This window comes from Pseudomonas sp. BF-RE-22, from assembly GCF_019956155.1.
GTDB lineage: Bacteria > Pseudomonadota > Gammaproteobacteria > Pseudomonadales > Pseudomonadaceae > Aquipseudomonas > Aquipseudomonas migulae.
Genome location: NZ_JAHBDD010000024.1, coordinates 46,660 through 65,529, shown reverse-complemented (window position 1 = coordinate 65,529; position 18,870 = coordinate 46,660). Strand labels below are relative to the sequence as shown.

Here is an 18,870-nt window from a genome sequence, read left to right as displayed (position 1 = left end):
AAGAACGATAACGCGGTCTGTCTGAATGTCCGCGTTATCGTTCTTCGCGGGCAAGCCTCGCTCCTACAGGGTTTTGCATTTATTCCAGGGAATGCAGGTCAGGCTTCCAGGCCGAGGATGTCGCGGGCCACGGCTTCGGCGATGCGAATGCCATCGACACCCGCCGACAGAATCCCGCCCGCATAACCCGCGCCTTCACCCGCCGGGAACAAGCCCTTGACGTTGAGGCTCTGCATCGACTCGTTACGGGTGATCCGCAACGGTGACGACGTGCGCGTCTCGATCCCGGTCAACACCGCGTCATGCAGCGAGTAGCCGCGAATCTGCTTCTCGAACGCCGGCAAGGCTTCGCGAATGGCTTCGATGGCGAATGCCGGCAAGGCCAGCGCCAAATCACCCAGCGCAACACCGGGCTTGTAGGACGGTTCAACGCTGCCCAGCTCGGTGGATGGTTTGCCCGCGATGAAATCGCCCACCAGCTGTGCCGGCGCTTCGTAGTTGCTGCCACCCAGCACAAAGGCGTGGGATTCCAGGCGCTCCTGCAACTCGATACCGGCCAGCGGGCCGCCCGGATAATCGACTTCCGGGGTGATCCCGACGACGATCCCGGAGTTGGCGTTGCGCTCGTTACGCGAGTACTGGCTCATGCCGTTGGTCACGACGCGATTAGGCTCGGAGGTGGCCGCGACCACCGTGCCGCCCGGGCACATGCAGAAGCTGTAGACCGAGCGACCGTTCTTGGCGTGGTGCACCAGTTTGTAGTCGGCGGCACCCAGTTTCGGGTGGCCGGCGTACTTGCCCAGGCGCGCACGGTCGATCAGCGACTGCGGGTGTTCGATACGGAAACCCACCGAAAACGGCTTGGCTTCCATGAACACGCCACGGCCGTGGAGCATGCGGAAGGTGTCGCGGGCACTGTGGCCGAGAGCCAGAATCACGTGCTTCGAATGGATCTGTTCGCCGCCGTTGAGCTCGACGCCAACCAATTGACCGTCCTCGATCAACACGTCGGTGACGCGCTGCTGGAAGCGTACTTCGCCGCCCAGTGCGCGAATCTGCTCACGCATGTTTTCCACAACGCCCGTCAGACGGAACGTACCGATGTGCGGTTTGCTGACGTAGAGGATTTCTTCCGGCGCGCCGGCTTTGACGAACTCATGCAGGACTTTGCGTCCGATGAATTTCGGGTCCTTGATCTGGCTGTAGAGCTTGCCGTCGGAGAAAGTCCCCGCGCCGCCTTCACCAAATTGCACGTTGGATTCGGGGTTGAGCACGCTTTTACGCCACAGGCCCCAGGTGTCCTTGGTGCGCTGGCGCACTTCGGTGCCGCGCTCGAGGATGATCGGCTTGAAGCCCATTTGCGCGAGCAGCAGCCCGGCGAAAATCCCGCACGGCCCGAAACCTACGACAACCGGGCGTTGCTGCAGATCGGCCGGCGCCTGGCCGACCACTTTGTAGCTGACATCCGGCGCCACGTTGACGTTACGGTCATCGGCGAACTTGTGCAGCAACGCCGCCTCATCCTTCGCGGTGAGGTCGATGGTGTAGATGAAGCACAGTTCGGAGGATTTTTTGCGCGCATCGTAGCTGCGCTTGAACAAGGTGAAATCGAGCAGGTCATCACTGGCGATGCCCAGGCGCTGCACGATGGCAGGGCGCAGGTCTTCTTCGGGATGGTCGATCGGCAGCTTGAGTTCAGTGATTCGTAACATGACGGGATCCGGTTCGCGGGGCGCACAACTGCGCCAAGGCGTTTGAAGGCGGCGATTATAAGCCCCAAAAGCCGAGTCCCGTGAGGCTTAAACGATCAGTCGTCGCGCGATCCGCCGAAATACCCGCAACCACGCTGAACCTGGCCATCAATGCGCAGTTCGGCGCTCATGTGTTGAACACTGCCGGTGCTGCTGTCGACGCAACGTTGCGGCGCGACCCACAGTTCGATGTGCTGGTTATTGGCTTCGGTGCTGAGGTTGAAGCGGCCATCGCCCAGTTGCTCTTCAACATAAGGGACGGCGAGGGGCGGTTGGCCCGCACGGTCGACGACCATGCCTTTGCCGCTGACCTTGACGTTCCACTCGGGCCCGTGGCCGGCGGCGCGCAGGATCAACGGTTTGAAATTCGGATCGCCGCAGGCGGTGCCCGAGCGCTCGACGCGGTACAACTGCTCCAGATCGAGGCGGCTGTCGACGATCCGCCCGCGAACGTCGGCGAACAGCTTGCCCTTCGCATCGGCGAGGCCTGCGGCCTCTTGCAGGACGCTGGTGCCGCCGGTGTCGTTGACCACGAAACTGCGCTGCTCATTGCACGGCTGGAACAACAGCTTGCCATCGGCTGCCGTCAACAGACCCTGCATTCGGGTCTGGCCCACGTGGGAGGCACTTTCACGCGGCCCATCGAACAACTGACAGGCCGCGAACAGTGGAAGCACGGCAACAAGGACTAAGGAACGGGCAACACGCATCTTTGGCTCTCCAGACAAGAGCCGCCACGTTACGCAGCCTGACCGTTCATCACAACCCCGCCGAGGTGTGTTGGTCCACCTGTAGGAGCACAGCTTGCTGGCGAAGGCGATCTTACGGACGCCTTCGCCGGCAAGCCGTGCTCCTACGGATTGTGTTGTTCAGCCGACGTGAAAGGTCTGACCGGTTTGCAGGCCTTCTACGCTTTTGGCGTAGGCCAGTGCCACATCGACAGCCGGAACCGGTTTGAAGCCGCGGAAGTACGGCGCGTATTTGCCCATCGCTTCAACCAGGACATTCGGGCTCACCGAGTTCACCCGCAGGCCGCGCGGCAGTTCGATCGCGGCGGCACGCACGAAGCTGTCGATGGCACCGTTGACCAGTGCGGCCGAAGCACCGCTGCGGATCGGGTCGTGGCTGAGCACGCCGGTGGTGAAGGTGAACGATGCGCCGTCATTGGCGAACTCGCGACCGATCAGCAGCAGGTTGACCTGGCCCATCAGCTTGTCGTTCAGGCCGAGGGTGAAACTGTCGGCGGTCATTTCGTTCAGCGGTGCGAAGGTCACGTTGCCCGCCGCGCAAACCAGTGCGTCGAACTTGCCGGTCTGTTCGAACAGTTTGCGAATCGAGGCGCTGTCGCTGATATCCACTTGGAAGTCGCCGCTGTTGCGACCGATGCGGATGACCTCGTGACGCTCGGACAACTCCTTGTCGATCGCCGAACCGATGGTGCCGCCTGCGCCAATCAAAAGAATTTTCATGTTGTTGATCCTCATGTGTGTTGAAAGTGGCTTCAGTCTAGAGTGGTTTTTTCTGCGGATAAGCGCGCTAATAGGCAACCTTTGGTTTTCTAATGGAAACAATCCATGAGCGAGATGGATGATCTGGCGGCGTTTGCGGTGTTGATTGAAGCGGGCAGTTTCACCTTGGCGGCGCAACAACTGGGTTGCAGCAAAGGCCAGTTGTCCAAGCGCATCAGCCTGTTGGAGACGCGGTTTTCCGTGGTGTTGCTGCAACGCACCACCCGCCGCTTGAGCCTGACGGCGGCGGGGGCGGCGCTGTTGCCGCAAGCCCAGGCGCTGGTGGTGCAAGTGGAACGGGCGCGTCAGGCATTGGCGCGGTTGAAGGACGATATGGCAGGGCCGGTGCGTATGACGGTTCCGGTATCGTTGGGAGAAACCTTCTTCGATGGCCTGCTGCTGGAGTTTTCCCACAAGTACCCGCAGGTGCAGATCGAACTCGACCTCAGCAACAATTACCGTGACTTGTCCCGCGACGGTTTTGATCTGGCGGTTCGCTCCGACGTCGGCAATGACGAGCGTCTGGTGGCGCGACCGCTGTTGGCCTGGCACGAACTGACCTGCGCCAGCCCGGCTTACCTTGAGCGACACGGCGAACCGCTGACCCCACAGTCCCTGGCTGAGCACCAATGTTTGCTCAACAGCCACTACAGCGGCCGCGAAGAATGGCTGTATCACCAACAGCACGAATTATTGCGGGTGCGTGTGTCGGGGCCGTTCGCCAGCAATCATTACAGCCTGCTCAAAAAAGCCGCTCTGGCGGGCGCCGGCATTGCGCGTCTGCCGTCCTACCTGTTGCAGGCGGAATTGGCTGACGGCCGTTTGCGCTGGCTCCTGCGCGATTATCAGACGCGTCGCATGCCGATGTATTTGGTGCACCCGTATCAGGGTGGGTTGCCCAAGCGCACGCAGGTGCTGGCGGATTACTTGATTGGCTGGTTCAAGCGCAGTGGGGAGGCGTTGGATCGGCTCTGACTGATCACACAAAACCCTGTAGGAGCCGGCTTGCTGGCGATAGCGGTGTATCAGTCAGCATCTCTGTTGAATGTAATACCGCTATCGCCAGCAAGCCGGCTCCTACAAGGGTTATTCATTGTTCTCGGGGTTGTACCTGGCACAAAAAACGGCCCGAAGGCCGTTTTTTGTTTACCGCAAACGCTTAACCACCGAGGTACGCTTCGCGCACTTTCGGGTCGGTCAGCAGCGCTTCACCGGTGCCTTGCATCACCACGCGGCCGTTCTCCAGAACGTATGCGCGGTCAGCGATTTTCAGCGCCTGGTTGGCGTTCTGCTCGACCAGGAACACCGTCACGCCATCCTTGCGCAGCTGTTCGATGATGTCGAAGATCTGCTGGATGATGATCGGCGCCAGACCCAGCGAAGGCTCGTCGAGCAGCAGCAGCTTGGGCTTGCTCATCAGCGCACGGCCGATGGCGAGCATTTGCTGTTCGCCGCCGGACATGGTGCCGCCGCGCTGATTGAAACGCTCTTTCAGGCGTGGGAAAAGTCCGAGGACCTTGTCCATCTGTTCCTGGTAATCGCCCTTTTCAGTGAAGAAGCCACCCATGGAGAGGTTTTCTTCTACGGTCAGGCGAGCAAACACCCGACGACCTTCCGGCACGACGGCGATGCTCTTGCGCATGATCTGCGACGAACTCTGGCCGACGAGCTCTTCGCCCATGTAGCGGATGCTGCCGCTGTGGGCTTGCGGCGAACCGCAGAGGGTCATCAGCAGGGTCGACTTGCCGGCGCCGTTGGCACCGATCAGGGTCACGATCTCGCCCTGACGGACTTCGACGTTGACGCTGTGCAGCGCCTGGATCTTGCCGTAGAAGGTGGAAACGTTTTCGAATTGCAGCATTTACGCTTCCCCCAGGTAGGCTTTGATCACTTCAGGATTGTCGCGGATCTGTTCCGGCGTACCGTCGGCCAGAGGCGTGCCCTGGTTGATCACGACGATGTGGTCGGAAATGCTCATGACCAGTTTCATGTCATGTTCGATCAGCAGCACGGTGACGTTGTGCTCTTCACGCAGCATGCTGATCAGCGCCTTGAGATCCTCGGTTTCCTTCGGGTTCAGGCCGGCAGCCGGTTCGTCGAGCATGAGGATCCGCGGACGGGTCATCATGCAACGGGCGATTTCCAGGCGACGTTGCTGACCGTAGGCCAGGGTGCCGGCCGGACGGTTGGCGAATGCCTTGAGGTTGACCTTGTCCAGCCAGTACTCGGCGAACTCCATGGCTTCGCGTTCGCTTTTGCGGAAGCCCGGGGTCTTGAACAGGCCCGCCAGGAAGTTGGTGTTCAGGTGACGGTGCTGGGCGATCAAGAGGTTCTCGACCGCCGTCATGTCCTTGAACAGCCGCACGTTCTGGAAGGTGCGCACCACGCCTTTGAGGGCGATCTTGTGGCCGGGCAGGCCTTCGATCGGCTCGCCGTCCAGCATGATGCTGCCGCCGCTCGGCTTGTAGAAACCGGTCAGGCAGTTGAACACGGTGGTCTTGCCGGCGCCGTTGGGGCCGATCAGTGCCACGACCTGTTTCTCTTTCACGCTCAGGGCTACGCCATTGACGGCCAGCAAGCCGCCGAAGCGCATGCTCAGGTTTTCGACTTTAAGGATCTCGCGGCTCATTTGCGCAGCTCCATGTGAGGACGTTGCATGGGCAGCAGACCTTGAGGACGCCAGATCATCATCAGCACCATCAAGGCGCCGAACATCAACATGCGGTATTCACTGAACTCACGCATCATTTCCGGCAACAGGATCATCACCGTGGCGGCGAGTACGACGCCCAGCTGCGAGCCCATGCCACCCAGCACCACGATGGCGAGGATGGTCGCCGACTCGATGAAGGTGAAGGACTCCGGTGTGACCAGGCCCTGACGCGCGGCGAAGAAGCTGCCCGCGAAACCGGCGAAGCACGCGCCGAGGGTGAAAGCCGAGAGCTTGATGATCGTCGGGTTCAGACCCAGAGCACGGCAGGCGATTTCGTCTTCACGCAACGCTTCCCAGGCACGGCCCAGGGGCATGCGCAGCAAGCGGTTGATGACGAACAGCGCAAACAGCGCGAGGAACAGCGCGACCAGGTAAAGAAAGATCACCTTGTTGATCGAGTTGTATTCCAGGCCGAAGTACTCGTGGAACGTCTGCAGGCCTTCGGCCGCTTTGCGTTCGAAAGTCAGGCCGAAGAACGTCGGTTTCTCGATGTTGCTGATGCCGTTCGGACCACCGGTGATGTCGGTCAGGTTACGCAGGAACAGACGGATGATTTCGCCGAAGCCCAGGGTCACGATCGCCAGGTAGTCACCGCGCAGACGCAGGACCGGGAAACCGAGCAGGAAGCCGAAAGTGGCCGCCATCAGGCCGGCGATCGGCAGGCAGATCCAGAAGCTCAAGCCGTAGTAGTGCGACAGCAGCGCGTAGCTGTAGGCGCCGACGGCATAGAAGCCGACGTAACCGAGGTCGAGCAGGCCGGCCAGACCGACCACGATGTTCAGGCCCAGGCCGAGCATCACGTAGATCAGCACCAGCGTGGCGATATCCACCGCACCGCGAGAACCGAAGAACGGCCAGACCAGCGCGCCGACGATCAGCGCGATGATGATCCAGCGTTGGGTGGTCGGCAGGGTCAGGAAATTACTGGCCTTGGCCGGCATCACCGGCAGGTTGGGCGAGGATTTCCAGGCCGAGCTGATCTGCTGGTCGAACAGCACCCGCAGGAACATCAGTACCGAGCACACGGCGATGGTGATCAGCGTTGCAGTGCTGGTGCCATGGACTTCGAGGTTGATGCCGACAATGGTCAGCTTCAGACCGAGTACCGGGTAGGCAACGGCCCACACCAGCAAGGCGCTGAACAACGCCTGTTTAAGATTCCTAGTCATACTTTTTCAACCTCCGGACGGCCCAACAGGCCGGTAGGCCGGAACAACAACACCAGAACCAATAGGCCGAACGCCACGACGTCCTTGTACTGGTCGCCGAAGATATCGGCACCGAAGGCTTCCGCCACCCCAAGCACGATCCCGCCGAGCATGGCGCCGGGGATGCTGCCGATACCGCCCAGTACCGCTGCGGTGAAGGCCTTGAGGCCGACCAGGAAACCGGCGTTCGGGTTGATCACGCCATATTGCATGCTCAGCAGCACGGCCGCGATGGCCGCCAGTGCGGCACCGATGACGAAGGTCAGGGCGATGATGTTGTTGGTGTTGATACCCAGCAGGTTGGCCATCTTGATGTCTTCGGCACAGGCGCGGCAGGCGCGACCCAGGCGAGAGCGGGAGATGAACAGCGTCAGGCCGAGCATGGCGATCAGGGTCACCACGAACACCACGATTTGCATGTAGGAAATCAGCACTTCATGTGCGCCACCTGGCCCGATGGCGAAGTTGCCGGGGATCAGGTTGGGGATGGATTTGTCCTTGGAGTCTTGCGCCAGCAGAACCGTGTTCTGCAGGAAAATCGACATGCCGATGGCGGAAATCAGCGGGATCAGACGGTTGCTGCCGCGCAAGGGGCGGTAGGCAATCCGTTCGATGCTGTAACCGTAGGCACTGGTCACGACGATGGTCGCGAGGAAAGCGGCGGTCATCAACAGCGGAACACTGTCGAGTCCCATCATGGACAGGCCCGCAATGGCGATGAACGCCACGTAGGAACCGATCATGTACACCTCGCCGTGGGCGAAGTTGATCATTCCAATGATGCCGTAAACCATCGTATAGCCGATGGCGATCAGGGCATACGTGCTGCCAATGGTCAGACCATTAACCAGCTGTTGGAAGAAGTGATAGATGTCAGGCATTACAGCGCTCCTAAAAACCTGATACGCATTTCACTGGTGGAGTCATTTTCCCGCTCGAGCCCCGTGGATCTGCATCCACTTCGAACGCGAGGTTTGCCAGCGAACCGCTGATGACGGTTTTGAGATTTTCAGGTGGGGAGACTGGCGGATCACGCCAGCGCGGCCCAATACGTTCGTAAAACAAAGCCCACGGCACGCCGTGGGCTTTATTGGCAGTCAGTCAGGCAACGCCTTACTGAGGCTTGGCTTCAGTTTTTGGTTTGCCGAAGTGCCACTCGTAAACCACAAATTTGAAGTCTTTCAGGTCGCCCTTCTCGTCGAAGCTCAGGTCGCCGGTAGGGGTCTTGAAGGTGCCTTTGTGGATGGCTTCAGCCACTTTGGCGGAGTCTTCGGACTTGGCAGCCTTGATACCGTCGGCAATTACGGTCACCGCCGAGTAGGCCGGGAACACGAACGGACCGCTCGGGTCTTCTTTCTTCGCTTTGAACGCGTCAGCCAGGGCGATGTTGGCAGGATCCTGGTCGAAGGATTTCGGCAGGGTCACCAGCAGGCCTTCGGAAGCTTCCTTGGCGATCTGCGAAATGGAGTCGTTACCCACGCCTTCCGGACCCATGAACTTGGCTTTCAGGCCTTTTTCCTGGGATTGACGCAGGATCAGACCCAGCTCCGGGTGGTAGCCGCCGTAGTAGACGAAGTCGACGTTGGCTTGCTTGAGCTTGGAGACCATCGAAGAGAAGTCTTTGTCGCCGGCGTTGATGCCTTCGAACACGGCAACCTTGACGCCTTTGCCTTCCAGGGTTTTCTTCACGGCGCTGGCGATGCCTTCACCGTATTGCTGTTTGTCGTGCAGGACAGCAACGATCTTCGGTTTTACGAAGTCGGCAATGTAGTTACCGGCGGCAGGGCCCTGGGCGCTGTCCAGACCGATAGTACGGAAGATCATTTTGTAACCGCGATTGGTGATGTCCGGGCTGGTGGCAGCCGGGGTGATCATGATCACGCCTTCGTCTTCGTAGATGTCCGAAGCCGGTTGAGTGGAGCTGGAGCACAGGTGACCGACTACGAACTTGACGCCGTCGTTGACGACCTTGTTCGCGACAGCCACAGCTTGTTTTGGATCACAGGCGTCATCGTATTCAACGGCTTCGAGTTTCTTGCCGTCTACGCCGCCCTTGGCGTTGATCTGTTCGATGGCCATTTTGGCGCCACTGAACTGCATGTCGCCGTATTGGGCTACAGGGCCGGTTTTAGGGCCGGCGATGCCGATCTTGATGGTGTCAGCTGCGAACGAATGGCTGGCAACCCCGGCCAGAACCATAGCGGCAAACAGTTTGGAAATCTGCTTAGTAGCCTTAGTCATAGTGCTCCACTCTTACTGTTGTAGTTTTTATAGTCCTGGCGCCGTAGCAGCAGAACCGGGTCAGATATCTTCGAATATCCTCCGGAAAATGCCCCCGGCAACTGTACCGGTACAGTGTAGAGCGCCGATTGTTAGCCTGGGAAGGCAGCGCCGGGGGGCAAAACCTGAGGGTGTCGCTTTTTTGAAAGAAAAAGACAGAATTGCGGCGGGGGTTGTAGCTGAATTCTCAGCAATCCTTGGCTTTCCTGCAGTTTTCAATCGGTAACTCAATTGCATCCGGGTTTTTCTGCCTGACCACCGACGTTATCATCCACGTCGATTTCATTTCCGGACAGGACCCATGACTCAAGAACCTAGCACCCTCTATGCCAAGCTGCTTGGTGAAACCGCATCTATTACCTGGAAGGAGCTGGAGCCCTTCTTCGCCAAGGGTGCCCTATTGTGGGTCGATCCCGATCTTGATTTGATCGCGGTGGCCGAGGCCGTGGCCACCGACGAGGGCGAGAAAGTGGCTGCCTGGCTGGCCGCCGACACGGTCGCCAAGCTGTCTGAAACGCGGGCGCTGGATCTTTTTGAACGTGATCCGCAGCTGTGGGCAGTGGTGGTTTCGCCGTGGATTCTGATCCAGGAAAGGGCGACGAAGTGAAGTTGCGCACCGAATGAGTGCGTCGCTTCGCCGGAGAAAAGTGTGTAGCCGAGTAGCGTGATGGCATGTTGCCGTAGAGAAAGGCCACAGGCGGAGTTGGCATAACGGTGACGTAAACGTAACGGGCACAGTTTATTGAGCAGCCGATGGGCTGCTTAATTGTTTCTGGATGTTGGATTTGGGGGGCTATTCAGGCTGGGAGGCGTGGTTTGTGGGTTGTGGGTTGTGTACATATCCATTACTGCGGTAACGGCTGCTAATGGTTTCGCCCTTACGGCGAGTCACTTGCAAAAGCGGCAAGTAACCAAGCGCTCTTGCCCCTTTCGTCCGGTGCCTCGCCATGGCTCGGCATACCCTCGCTTCGGTCCTGCTCCGTGGGCCCGCCGCCATCGGCCATCCATGGCCGGGGGCGGCTAACCCGGCATCCATGCCGGGTTGCCCACTGCGCAGAACCTCCACTCGGCCTCCCCATGGGGCAAGCAGATCAAAATCAAAAGCCAGATCAACACCGCGCGAGGCGGCCTTAAAGCCGACCTGGCTCTTTGGTGGTCCGCGTTGTCCTTCTTTGTTTCGTACACTCATTCCGGACTTGTACACCAATCCCCTGTAGGAGCCGGCTTGCTGGCGATGGACGTTAACGATGACGCGGGCTGCCTGAATGTGCGCGGTGGCTGGGCGTTTTTCGCGAGCAGGCTCGCTCCTACTTGGGATCGGCGTCAGCACGGTCAAATAAGCGCAGCGCGCCCGCTTGACGCCCCGGTCGGCCCAAAGGCCGCCTCGTTTTTGATTTTGATCGCAAGCGCCCCGTTAACCACGCTGGCCGAACGCAGGCATTGCGCAGCGGGGAAACCGGCAAGGATGCCGGTTTAGCCGCGCTGGGCCAGGGATGGCCCATCGCGGCGACCCGCGGAGCAATGCCGGAGTGAGGGCACACCGAGCCAGAGCGAGGTGCCAAGTGGTGGGGCAAGAGCGTTTGGTTACTTGGCGCTTTTCCAAGTAACTCGCCGTAAGGGCGAAACCAATATCCGCCATCCCCCAAAAAACGGATATGCCCCCCAAGCTTGAATCTAAAAGCCTGAGGAGCGGCATCAGATCAGACGGTAAACGTCTTGCCCGTGTGGTTATTAAGCGAAATAACCTTGGTCTTGCCAATCCGGTGACGGTAGATCTCGCGCAGGTACTTGATCGCCTTTTTCACGCAATCGCGCGACAGGCGAATGTCATTGATCGAGACAAATTTTTCCTTGTCGTTGATCAGCTCGCGGTACTTCTTCTCGTACATCGGTTTGATCGCATACCAGTTGGTATCGAGGATCTTCGCCGGGTTCTCGAACTCGTTCAGCAAGTCGTCGATCAGCTCTTCGTTGAAGTCTTCGTTGATGATGAAGTCGAGGATCGAGTTGTCCAGCGTGTCGTCGAAGCGGTACGGGTTCTTCGCGAAGCAGCGCTTGATGAAGGCCACGATCAGCGTCAGGAAGTCGTCCGACAGGCACGGGCTCTTGGCGATCAAGGTGGTCAGCGACAAGTTGGCCGACGCGCCGATCACCAGCGCATAACGCTTGAGCGTGGTGTTCGGGAACAGGCTGTTGAGGTGAGTCTTCAACCGGTTCAGGTCCATGTACGACAGCTTGTAGTCTTTTGGCAGCGAAACAATCGACACCACCGACGAGCAGTTCTTGAAGAAGTGCAGGTCGTGCAACGCGGCCGCGTCGTAACCGGAATTCTTGTACTGCTCCAGCGAGGCGCGATAGCGCTTGGACTCGATCGGCAGCAGGCTGATGCCTTCAATGGCCTGGGTCACTTTGTTGAAGTGCGGCAGGTCGATGGAGCGGAAGAACAGGTCATCGATGTTCAGGCGCTGCGGCTCTTTCTCGAACACCTTGAACTTGTCACTGCTTGGCGGCGGGGTTTCCGGCACGACCGATTCGGCGTAGGCAATCGCCACCGGGCCGGCCAGGCTCATGAACAGGTCGTTGGCGTCGAGGCGAATGGTTTCGCCGATGTCGATGCCGGCGCGACGGAAATAGTTCTGGTCGTAGTCAGTCGTGACCGCCTGCGCCGTCAGAATGTTGAAGATCTGCTGCGAAATGTATTGGTTGGCGTGCTTTTCCATCGCGTTGACGTCGATGTTCTGGATGTTGCCGTCATCGCTTTCTTCGGCATAACGCATGATGTCGTTGGAAATCAGCATCATCGCGTTCCATGGGCGGATACGGCCCATGACGCTGGCTTCGCTGCTGTCTTCGTTGGCGAAGTTGTAGGAGAAGTCCCATTCTTCCGAGAGGTATTTGCACAGCAGGCGACCGGCGTTGATGTGCAGCGCCTCGGACATTTCACTGCGGTGATCGGAAATGTTCGGCAGCACGCAGATGCCGCTGGTGAAGATCGGTTCGAAGACGAAGGAATGACCGCTTTTGCCGTCGTGCTCGTCCATCGGCTTGGTGTCGAACGTCTTGTTCATGTACGAGTGTTGCTGGGCCAGGCCGAATTCCGAAGCCATGCCCGAACCGGTACCGCCGCCGGCACTGAAGATCGAGAAGTACAGGCGCGACTGGTTGGCCTTGATGCCGCAGCTGTCGATCAGGTACGAGTGAATCATTTTCCAGTCCGGGCTGGAGAAACGCTGGGTGTCCTTGTTCAGGATGATCTTGGCCAGGTACTGACCGAGGATCGGCGCGTTACCGGCGCCACCGGCGTGGACTTCCGACAAGTCCATGATTTTCATTTTGCTGTAGTCGCGCAGGAAGCCGCTTTTTTCGCCTTTGCGCGAGAAACGGATGCGACCGGCGATGTCTTTGTCCAGGTCGCCGAGCATCACCAGCGGTTCGACCAGGAACACCGGCTTGGTGGCCTTGTTCGTGCCCAGGCGCAGGTTGTTGCGGATCCACTGGGCCGGGCTGTAACCCTTTTCCGCGTAGCGCTTGTCCGGCGACAGGCGATCTTCGTTGTTGAATTCGTTGAGGTAGAACTTGCGGGCGTTGTACACCAGCTCCGCGACGTCCAGCGCGATGTTCGAGCCGCAGCGACCGAGGCCGATCAGGCACACCGACGGGAATTCCTGATCGTTGTGCTGTTCGTTATCGCCTTCCAGGTGCGGCGGACGCGGGAACACCATGTCGCGCAGACCGTCGAGGTTATCGAGGATGCGGTCGGTATTGGTCTCGGTGAAGTACAGGTATTGCTGAGTCGCCAACGGGCGCGAGGGGCTCAATGGCTTCGACGGCGTGGGGCTGTTCGCCGCGGGGCTCAGCGTCAGATCGGAAATCGCAGTGGCCGGATTGTTTTTAGAAGTCATTGTGCGCCATGTACCTGGGCTGGTTGGCTGGACGACAACGTGTCGTCAAACCATCACGGATGGGTTCTCGCGTCTTTTTTCAGCGCGTATTGGGCCCAAGCGTCAGGGACTGGGCCTGAACATCACTCGGGGGAATCCTTTCCTTAGTCATGATGAATCGGCCAATATTTGGCGATCTTTAATGAAAAAGGAGGCCAAATGATGTCAACCCTACCTTCGTTGGGTTTTGCCGGTATCGGCCTTATGGGCCTGCCGATGTGCCGGCGCCTGCTGGCTGCGGGGTTTTCGCTGACTGTATGGAACCGTAATCCGGCCAAATGTGCTCCGCTGGTCGAGGCGGGTGCGCGACAAGTTGCCACGCCTGCCGAGCTGTGTCGGCACGCCGATGTGCTGATGTTGTGCCTGGCCGACACGGCCGTGGTGCGCGAGGTGGTGTTTGGTCCGGGCGGAGTGGCCGAAGGTGGGAAAAGCGGCCAGTTGCTGGTGGATTTTTCCAGCCTGGAGCCCACCGCGACGCGGGAAATGTCGGCGCAGTTGGCCAGCCAGACCGGCATGCGCTGGCTGGACGCTCCGGTGTCCGGGGGCGTTGTCGGCGCCGAGGCCGGGAGCCTGGCGATCATGGTGGGCGGCGAAGCGGCGGACCTTGAGCGTGTCAGGCCTGTTCTGCTCAGCCTCGGCCAACGTGTCACTCATATGGGCGCGGTCGGGGCGGGGCAGGTGACCAAGGCCTGCAATCAGATGATCGTTGCCTGTAACGCTCTGGTTATCGCCGAAGTTGTGGCGCTGGCCGAACGTTCCGGTGTGCAGGCCAGCCTGATTGCCGAAGCGCTGGCCGGCGGGTTTGCCGATTCAAAACCGTTGCAGATCCTCGCCCCGCAAATGGCCGAAAGCCGTTTTGAACCGGTGAAATGGCACGTGCGCACGCTGCTCAAGGACCTCGATACCGCGGTGAAATTTTCCCGTGAGCAAGGTTCGGCCACGCCCATCAGCGGATTGGCCGCACAATTGATGCGGTTGCATGGTAGCCAGGGATTCCTGGAAAAAGATCCGTCGACCCTGGTGCAGCTGTACCGCGAACCGGACTCAGCGGGCTGATCGTGTGCCCGTGTTGGCGCTGGTTGATTTCACTCAGCACCGGACGCAGTTCCGCCAGCGGCACCGGGCGGCTGAGCAGGTAGCCCTGGACGAAATCACAGCCGTTGCGCTGGAGAAACTCGTATTGCTCAAGGGTTTCGACGCCTTCGGTGATCACCTGCAAATGCAGGGTGTGAGCCATGACGATAATCGCCTGAACGATTTCCATGTCCTGGGTCGACTTGGGAATGTCCTGGATGAACGAGCGATCGATCTTCAGCGAGTTGAGCGGCAGGCGCTTGAGGTAGGCGAGGGAGGAATAACCGGTACCGAATTCGTCGATCGACAGCGACACGCCGAGGGCGCGGATCTGGCGCAACAACACCAACGAATTGGCGATGTTGACCATCAGCGCGTTCTCGGTCACTTCCAGTTCCAGTCGCTGCGGCGCCACTCCGGCAACCCGCAACGCGTGTTCGATTTCATCGGCGAGGTCTTCGCGCGCCAGGTTCAGCGGCGAGCAGTTGACGGCGATGTGCAGTTCTTCGTAGCCCTGACGTGACAACTCGCTCAGGTCCTCGCAGGCTTTGCGCAGAACCCAATTGTCCAGCTCGGCAATCAACCCGTTGGCCTCGGCGATGGCAATGAAGCGGTCTGGTGTCAGCAGCCCGTGAACCGGATGTTGCCAGCGGACCAGCGCTTCCAGCTTGCTGACCTGTGCGGTTTGCAAGTCGAAAATCGGTTGGTAATGCAGGATCAGCCCGGTGTTTTCATGCAGGGCGTGGCGCAGTTCCTCTTCGAGTTGCAGCTCTAGCGTGGCTCGGGTTTTCAGGTTCGGGCTGAAGAAATTCAGGCCATTGCGGCCGCCGCCCTTGGACTGGTACAGCGCCAGGTCGGCGTGTTTCAGCAATTCCTCGCAGGTGGTGCCATCCTCCGGAAACAGGCTGATGCCGATGCTGGTGGTCATGACCATGCGCCGCCCGGACAGCTCGATCGGTTCCTTCATCTTCAGCATGATGCGCTGGGCCATGGCCCGTGCTTCCTCGCGTTCACGCAGGCTGATGAGGAGGCAGAACTCGTCACCGCCGAAACGCGCCACCACATCTTCGTGACTGCGAACCGAACCCTTGATGTGCTGGGCCAGGACTTTGAGCAATTCGTCGCCGGCGTCGTGGCCGAGGCTGTCGTTGATCCGCTTGAAGTGGTCGATGTCCAGAAACATCACCGCGAGCATGCCGCCTTCATCGGTTTTCTGGAGCAGCTTCTCGGCGAAGATCTGGTTGAAGCCGCGGCGGTTGATCAGGTTGGTCAGGGCGTCATAGTTCGCCACTTCTTGCAGCGACATGCGCGCCTGGTCCAGTTGGCCGAGCAGCGTATTGACCCGTTGCAGGTCGCGTTCCTTGTGTTGCAGTTTCTTGTCCGCCAGTGCTGCGCCGATGCTGCTGCCGATGATCAGCAGCGTGATGACCGCCACCGTCAGCCCCAGTTGCAGGTGATTGTTGTCACCGGGCAACGTCAGCGGGCTGCCGGTCGGCAGCACCAGGCTGAAGGCGGCCATGCCGGTGAAATGCATGCTGATAATGCCCGCCCCAAGCACCAGGCTGGCGCTGAATTTGACCAATTGATGGAGCAGGCCAGAGCCTTCGCGCAATCGACTCGACAGCAACAGCGCCGCGAGGCTGGCGCCAATGGCGATGACGATGGAGAGGATGAACAGCACCGGTTCGTAATACGTCATCGCATTCGAACGCATCGCCGCCATGCCCACGTAATGCATGATCGCGATGCCCAGGCCAATGCAAATGGCCGCCTGGATGTACTGCCGGATGCTCAGGTGAGGATGACTGAGGGTGTGCATCGCCAGCCACGAGGCGAACAGGGCAATCAGCAGGGAGGCAAGGGTGACGGGCAGTTCGTATTGAATCTCGACCGGCGCCTGAAACGCCAGCATGCCGATGAAATGCATGGCCCAGATGCCGCCGGCCAGGCATCCGGCGCCGATCCAGCGCCACAGCCGTTGTGACGCCGGGTTTTCCGAATGCCCGACCCGTTCGGCCATGTCCAGCGTGGCGAAGCCGCCCACACAGGCGACCAGATAGGCCAGCAGCACCAGAAAAGGATCATGTGTGCAATTGAGGACAACTTGCCCGTTCGCGGTCAGCTCGGTAAAAAAATGCAAACCAAGCCACTCCATAGCATGCCCCGTCTTGTCCCGGCCCGCGCCATGCACGCTGGCGAATGCTTTGGAGTATAGAGGTCATACAAAGAGCGTCAGCGGTGATGGCACATTGGCACTAATGATTTTGGCATAAGTGTTATAGCGTTTACGGCTAAGGCTCAGGCGATCTGCTCATAAGGTAAATCGGGTTGCAGCGCTGGTAACCCGAAGGCGGCTCGTGCCGCATCGCAATCCACATTCGCCTCGCCGTTGGCCCAAGAGGCATCGAACTCGCGGCAAGTGCTGGAGCGTTGGTCGTAAATCGAGCATTGCACCGCGGTGCCGACTTCACCGACCAATCCGACACAACGAGTCGGTTTGCAGTCGGTGCCGAGCATGGCCACCCGGCTGGGGCTGATCGGCGCCACCAGTTCATCGGGTACTACACCTCCGGCCGAGGTGCATTCACCCCAGAAAAAAGACACGCGAAAGTGAGAACAGCAGGCACCGCAATTCAGACACGGACTGGCTTCGGACATGGGCGATAATCAAAGGAGGGATGGGGGCATGGTGTGGCAGACAAGGCCGCTATTCTAGGCTTCGCCTCGGGCTTTGGAAGGGGGGCACAGAGGTATTTTTCAACGGTTGGTCGGATCATGGGAAACACCACCAACCCACTGTGGGACGGGCGATACGACCGGCATATCAGTCACATGAATGTTGAATGTGGCATCGCCATCGCTTGCAAGTCAGCTCCACTGGCGCCATGGGTTGATATCAGCCTTACGAATAATTACAGACAGTTGCACTGGGCCTGACTAGATTGCAGGTTCCGGGGACAGTGATGCCCCAAAAACAATAAAAAGAGACGGACCCATGCAGAACTCGACCCAAGCGGCGAATGCCTGGCGCATTCTGTTCCTGCTGTTCCTGGCCAATCTGTTCAATTTCTTCGACCGCACCATTCCGGCCATCATCATCGAGCCGATCCGTATGGAATGGCACCTCAGCGACTTTCAGCTGGGCATCATCGGTACCGCCTTCACCATTGTCTATGCGATTGCCGGGCTGCCGCTGGGGCGGATGGCCGATACCGGTTCGCGCGCCAAGTTGATGGGGTGGGGGCTGGCGGCCTGGAGCGGGCTGACAGCGGTCAATGGGCTGGTGGGCAGTTTCTGGAGTTTCCTGATCGTGCGCATGGGCATCGGTATCGGTGAGGCCAGTTACGCACCTGCCGCCAACTCGCTGATCGGCGACCTGTTCCCGGCCCACCGCCGTGCGCGTGCGATGGGCATTTTCATGCTGGGTCTGCCGTTGGGCCTGCTGCTGGCGTTCTTCACCATCGGCTGGATGGTCAAGGCGTTCGACAGCTGGCGCGCGCCGTTCTTCATCGCGGCGGTGCCGGGGCTGATCCTGGCGGTCTTCATGTTTTTCATCAAGGAACCGAAACGCGGCGCAGCGGAAAGTGTGCAGGTCTCGCAGGAGCGTGTGGACCGGCCGATCCGCCGGGTACTGGCGGTGCCGACCTTTCTGTGGCTGGTGATGGCGGGGCTGTGCTTCAACTTCGCGACCTATGCCTGTAACTCCTTTCTGGTGCCGATGCTGCAACGCTACTTCCAGATGCCATTGCACGAAGCGGCAGTGGCGACCGGTGTGATCGTCGGCGTGACGGGGCTGTTCGGCCTGACGTTGGGCGGCTGGGTCGCAGACAAGATTCACCAGCGGGTGGCCAATGGGCGGCTGCTGTTTGCGGCGTTCAGCCTGATCGTTTCGACGGTGTGCACCGCGTGGGCGTTGCATGCCGGGCGGATCGAGATCGGGGTGTTCGTGGCGGTGTTCAGTCTGGGCTGGTTGTTTGCCTACAACTTCTACACCTGCGTTTACACGGCCATCCAGGACGTGGTCGAACCACGCCTGCGGGCCACGGCGATGGCGTTGTTCTTTGCCGGGCTGTATTTGCTGGGTGGTGGATTGGGGCCGGTGGTGGTGGGCGGTTTGTCCGATCACTTTGCGCACACGGCGATGCTGGCGGCCGGCGCCGAACAGATGACCGAAGCGTTCAAGGCTGTTGGCCTGCATGACGCGATGTACCTGATTCCGGTAGCGCTGTTCTTTACGATGGTGTTCCTGTTCATGGCGTCGCGGTGTTTTGTGCGGGATGCGAAGCGGATGAAGGAAGGCTTGGTGGCGGTGGTTGAGCCGCAGATCCCGGCAGTCACCGCGTAGGAGATTTGCAATAGAGAACCTGTAGGAGCCGGCTTGCTGGCGATGGACTC

The 18,870-nt window shown here is 59.6% G+C and carries 15 protein-coding genes; 4 read left to right on the top strand and 11 right to left on the bottom strand.

The features are described 5' to 3' along the window. Positions 1-98 precede the first annotated feature (98 nt). The 3 genes from KGA82_RS14845 to KGA82_RS14835 all read right to left on the bottom strand — a co-directional run bounded on the left by KGA82_RS14845 (position 99) and on the right by KGA82_RS14835 (position 3,220). The gene (locus KGA82_RS14845) at positions 99-1,712 is read right to left on the bottom strand and encodes an NAD(P)/FAD-dependent oxidoreductase (protein WP_192228637.1); all 1,614 of its coding nucleotides are present in this window, start codon (positions 1,710-1,712) and stop codon (positions 99-101) included. Positions 1,713-1,807: 95 nt separating this feature from the next. Further along, complete coding sequence (locus tag KGA82_RS14840) at positions 1,808-2,461, bottom strand: COG3650 family protein (protein WP_223450979.1); 654 nt, start codon at positions 2,459-2,461, stop codon at positions 1,808-1,810. A gap of 159 nt (positions 2,462-2,620) precedes the next feature. Next, positions 2,621-3,220: a short chain dehydrogenase gene (locus KGA82_RS14835; RefSeq protein ID WP_008034386.1), complete on the bottom strand. Its 600-nt coding sequence runs from the start codon at positions 3,218-3,220 to the stop codon at positions 2,621-2,623. 105 nt (positions 3,221-3,325) lie between these two features. On the opposite strand from KGA82_RS14835, the gene KGA82_RS14830 reads away from it, so the two are divergent. After that, the gene (locus KGA82_RS14830) at positions 3,326-4,234 is read left to right on the top strand and encodes a LysR family transcriptional regulator (RefSeq protein WP_192228639.1); all 909 of its coding nucleotides are present in this window, start codon (positions 3,326-3,328) and stop codon (positions 4,232-4,234) included. A gap of 184 nt (positions 4,235-4,418) precedes the next feature. On the opposite strand, the gene KGA82_RS14825 is transcribed toward KGA82_RS14830, so the two are convergent. The 5 genes from KGA82_RS14825 to KGA82_RS14805 all read right to left on the bottom strand — a co-directional run bounded on the left by KGA82_RS14825 (position 4,419) and on the right by KGA82_RS14805 (position 9,421). Then, positions 4,419-5,120, bottom strand: a complete 702-nt coding sequence (locus KGA82_RS14825; RefSeq protein WP_008034381.1) for an ABC transporter ATP-binding protein — start codon at positions 5,118-5,120, stop codon at positions 4,419-4,421. Beyond that, positions 5,121-5,888: a high-affinity branched-chain amino acid ABC transporter ATP-binding protein LivG gene (gene livG / locus KGA82_RS14820; protein ID WP_008034380.1), complete on the bottom strand. Its 768-nt coding sequence runs from the start codon at positions 5,886-5,888 to the stop codon at positions 5,121-5,123. Then, positions 5,885-7,141, bottom strand: a complete 1,257-nt coding sequence (locus KGA82_RS14815; RefSeq protein ID WP_008034379.1) for a high-affinity branched-chain amino acid ABC transporter permease LivM — start codon at positions 7,139-7,141, stop codon at positions 5,885-5,887. The genes livG and KGA82_RS14815 overlap by 4 nt, the downstream gene beginning before the upstream one ends. Next, positions 7,138-8,061 carry a high-affinity branched-chain amino acid ABC transporter permease LivH gene (gene livH / locus KGA82_RS14810; protein WP_008034378.1) on the bottom strand — a complete coding sequence of 308 codons (924 nt, stop codon included), beginning with the start codon at positions 8,059-8,061 and terminating at the stop codon, positions 7,138-7,140. The genes KGA82_RS14815 and livH overlap by 4 nt, the downstream gene beginning before the upstream one ends. A gap of 232 nt (positions 8,062-8,293) precedes the next feature. Then, positions 8,294-9,421 carry a branched-chain amino acid ABC transporter substrate-binding protein gene (locus KGA82_RS14805; RefSeq protein WP_223437626.1) on the bottom strand — a complete coding sequence of 376 codons (1,128 nt, stop codon included), beginning with the start codon at positions 9,419-9,421 and terminating at the stop codon, positions 8,294-8,296. 340 nt (positions 9,422-9,761) lie between these two features. Here KGA82_RS14805 and KGA82_RS14800 point away from each other — a divergent pair, with 340 nt between their 5' ends. Beyond that, positions 9,762-10,067: a DUF2288 domain-containing protein gene (locus KGA82_RS14800; RefSeq protein ID WP_223450978.1), complete on the top strand. Its 306-nt coding sequence runs from the start codon at positions 9,762-9,764 to the stop codon at positions 10,065-10,067. A gap of 1,093 nt (positions 10,068-11,160) precedes the next feature. On the opposite strand, the gene KGA82_RS14795 is transcribed toward KGA82_RS14800, so the two are convergent. After that, positions 11,161-13,362 carry a hypothetical protein gene (locus KGA82_RS14795; RefSeq protein WP_223450977.1) on the bottom strand — a complete coding sequence of 734 codons (2,202 nt, stop codon included), beginning with the start codon at positions 13,360-13,362 and terminating at the stop codon, positions 11,161-11,163. Positions 13,363-13,560: 198 nt separating this feature from the next. Here KGA82_RS14795 and KGA82_RS14790 point away from each other — a divergent pair, with 198 nt between their 5' ends. Continuing rightward, positions 13,561-14,457: an NAD(P)-dependent oxidoreductase gene (locus tag KGA82_RS14790; RefSeq protein ID WP_223450975.1), complete on the top strand. Its 897-nt coding sequence runs from the start codon at positions 13,561-13,563 to the stop codon at positions 14,455-14,457. Here the strand turns inward: KGA82_RS14790 and KGA82_RS14785 are convergent. Then, positions 14,348-16,630 (bottom strand): putative bifunctional diguanylate cyclase/phosphodiesterase, encoded by a 2,283-nt coding sequence (locus tag KGA82_RS14785; RefSeq protein ID WP_207286328.1) that lies wholly within the window; start codon positions 16,628-16,630, stop codon positions 14,348-14,350. The genes KGA82_RS14790 and KGA82_RS14785 overlap by 110 nt on opposite strands. A 143-nt stretch (positions 16,631-16,773) precedes the next feature. Then, the gene (locus KGA82_RS14780) at positions 16,774-17,133 is read right to left on the bottom strand and encodes a YkgJ family cysteine cluster protein (protein ID WP_032829148.1); all 360 of its coding nucleotides are present in this window, start codon (positions 17,131-17,133) and stop codon (positions 16,774-16,776) included. 337 nt (positions 17,134-17,470) lie between these two features. Between KGA82_RS14780 and KGA82_RS14775 the strand changes: the two genes are divergently transcribed. Beyond that, a complete protein-coding gene (locus KGA82_RS14775) occupies positions 17,471-18,820 on the top strand; it encodes a spinster family MFS transporter (protein ID WP_008043599.1) in 1,350 nt (449 codons plus the stop codon). The last annotated feature ends 50 nt before the right edge of the window (positions 18,821-18,870 follow it).

What these genes read in the sequence shown, in the direction of transcription:
- KGA82_RS14845 (WP_192228637.1), bottom strand. Translation starts at nt 1,712, where the DNA reads ATGTTACGAATCACTGAACTCAAGCTGCCGATCGACCATCCCGAAGAA.
- KGA82_RS14840 (WP_223450979.1), bottom strand. Translation starts at nt 2,461, where the DNA reads ATGCGTGTTGCCCGTTCCTTAGTCCTTGTTGCCGTGCTTCCACTGTTC.
- KGA82_RS14835 (WP_008034386.1), bottom strand. Translation starts at nt 3,220, where the DNA reads ATGAAAATTCTTTTGATTGGCGCAGGCGGCACCATCGGTTCGGCGATC.
- KGA82_RS14830 (WP_192228639.1), top strand. Translation starts at nt 3,326, where the DNA reads ATGAGCGAGATGGATGATCTGGCGGCGTTTGCGGTGTTGATTGAAGCG.
- KGA82_RS14825 (WP_008034381.1), bottom strand. Translation starts at nt 5,120, where the DNA reads ATGCTGCAATTCGAAAACGTTTCCACCTTCTACGGCAAGATCCAGGCG.
- livG (WP_008034380.1), bottom strand. Translation starts at nt 5,888, where the DNA reads ATGAGCCGCGAGATCCTTAAAGTCGAAAACCTGAGCATGCGCTTCGGC.
- KGA82_RS14815 (WP_008034379.1), bottom strand. Translation starts at nt 7,141, where the DNA reads ATGACTAGGAATCTTAAACAGGCGTTGTTCAGCGCCTTGCTGGTGTGG.
- livH (WP_008034378.1), bottom strand. Translation starts at nt 8,061, where the DNA reads ATGCCTGACATCTATCACTTCTTCCAACAGCTGGTTAATGGTCTGACC.
- KGA82_RS14805 (WP_223437626.1), bottom strand. Translation starts at nt 9,421, where the DNA reads ATGACTAAGGCTACTAAGCAGATTTCCAAACTGTTTGCCGCTATGGTT.
- KGA82_RS14800 (WP_223450978.1), top strand. Translation starts at nt 9,762, where the DNA reads ATGACTCAAGAACCTAGCACCCTCTATGCCAAGCTGCTTGGTGAAACC.
- KGA82_RS14795 (WP_223450977.1), bottom strand. Translation starts at nt 13,362, where the DNA reads ATGACTTCTAAAAACAATCCGGCCACTGCGATTTCCGATCTGACGCTG.
- KGA82_RS14790 (WP_223450975.1), top strand. Translation starts at nt 13,561, where the DNA reads ATGATGTCAACCCTACCTTCGTTGGGTTTTGCCGGTATCGGCCTTATG.
- KGA82_RS14785 (WP_207286328.1), bottom strand. Translation starts at nt 16,630, where the DNA reads ATGGAGTGGCTTGGTTTGCATTTTTTTACCGAGCTGACCGCGAACGGG.
- KGA82_RS14780 (WP_032829148.1), bottom strand. Translation starts at nt 17,133, where the DNA reads ATGTCCGAAGCCAGTCCGTGTCTGAATTGCGGTGCCTGCTGTTCTCAC.
- KGA82_RS14775 (WP_008043599.1), top strand. Translation starts at nt 17,471, where the DNA reads ATGCAGAACTCGACCCAAGCGGCGAATGCCTGGCGCATTCTGTTCCTG.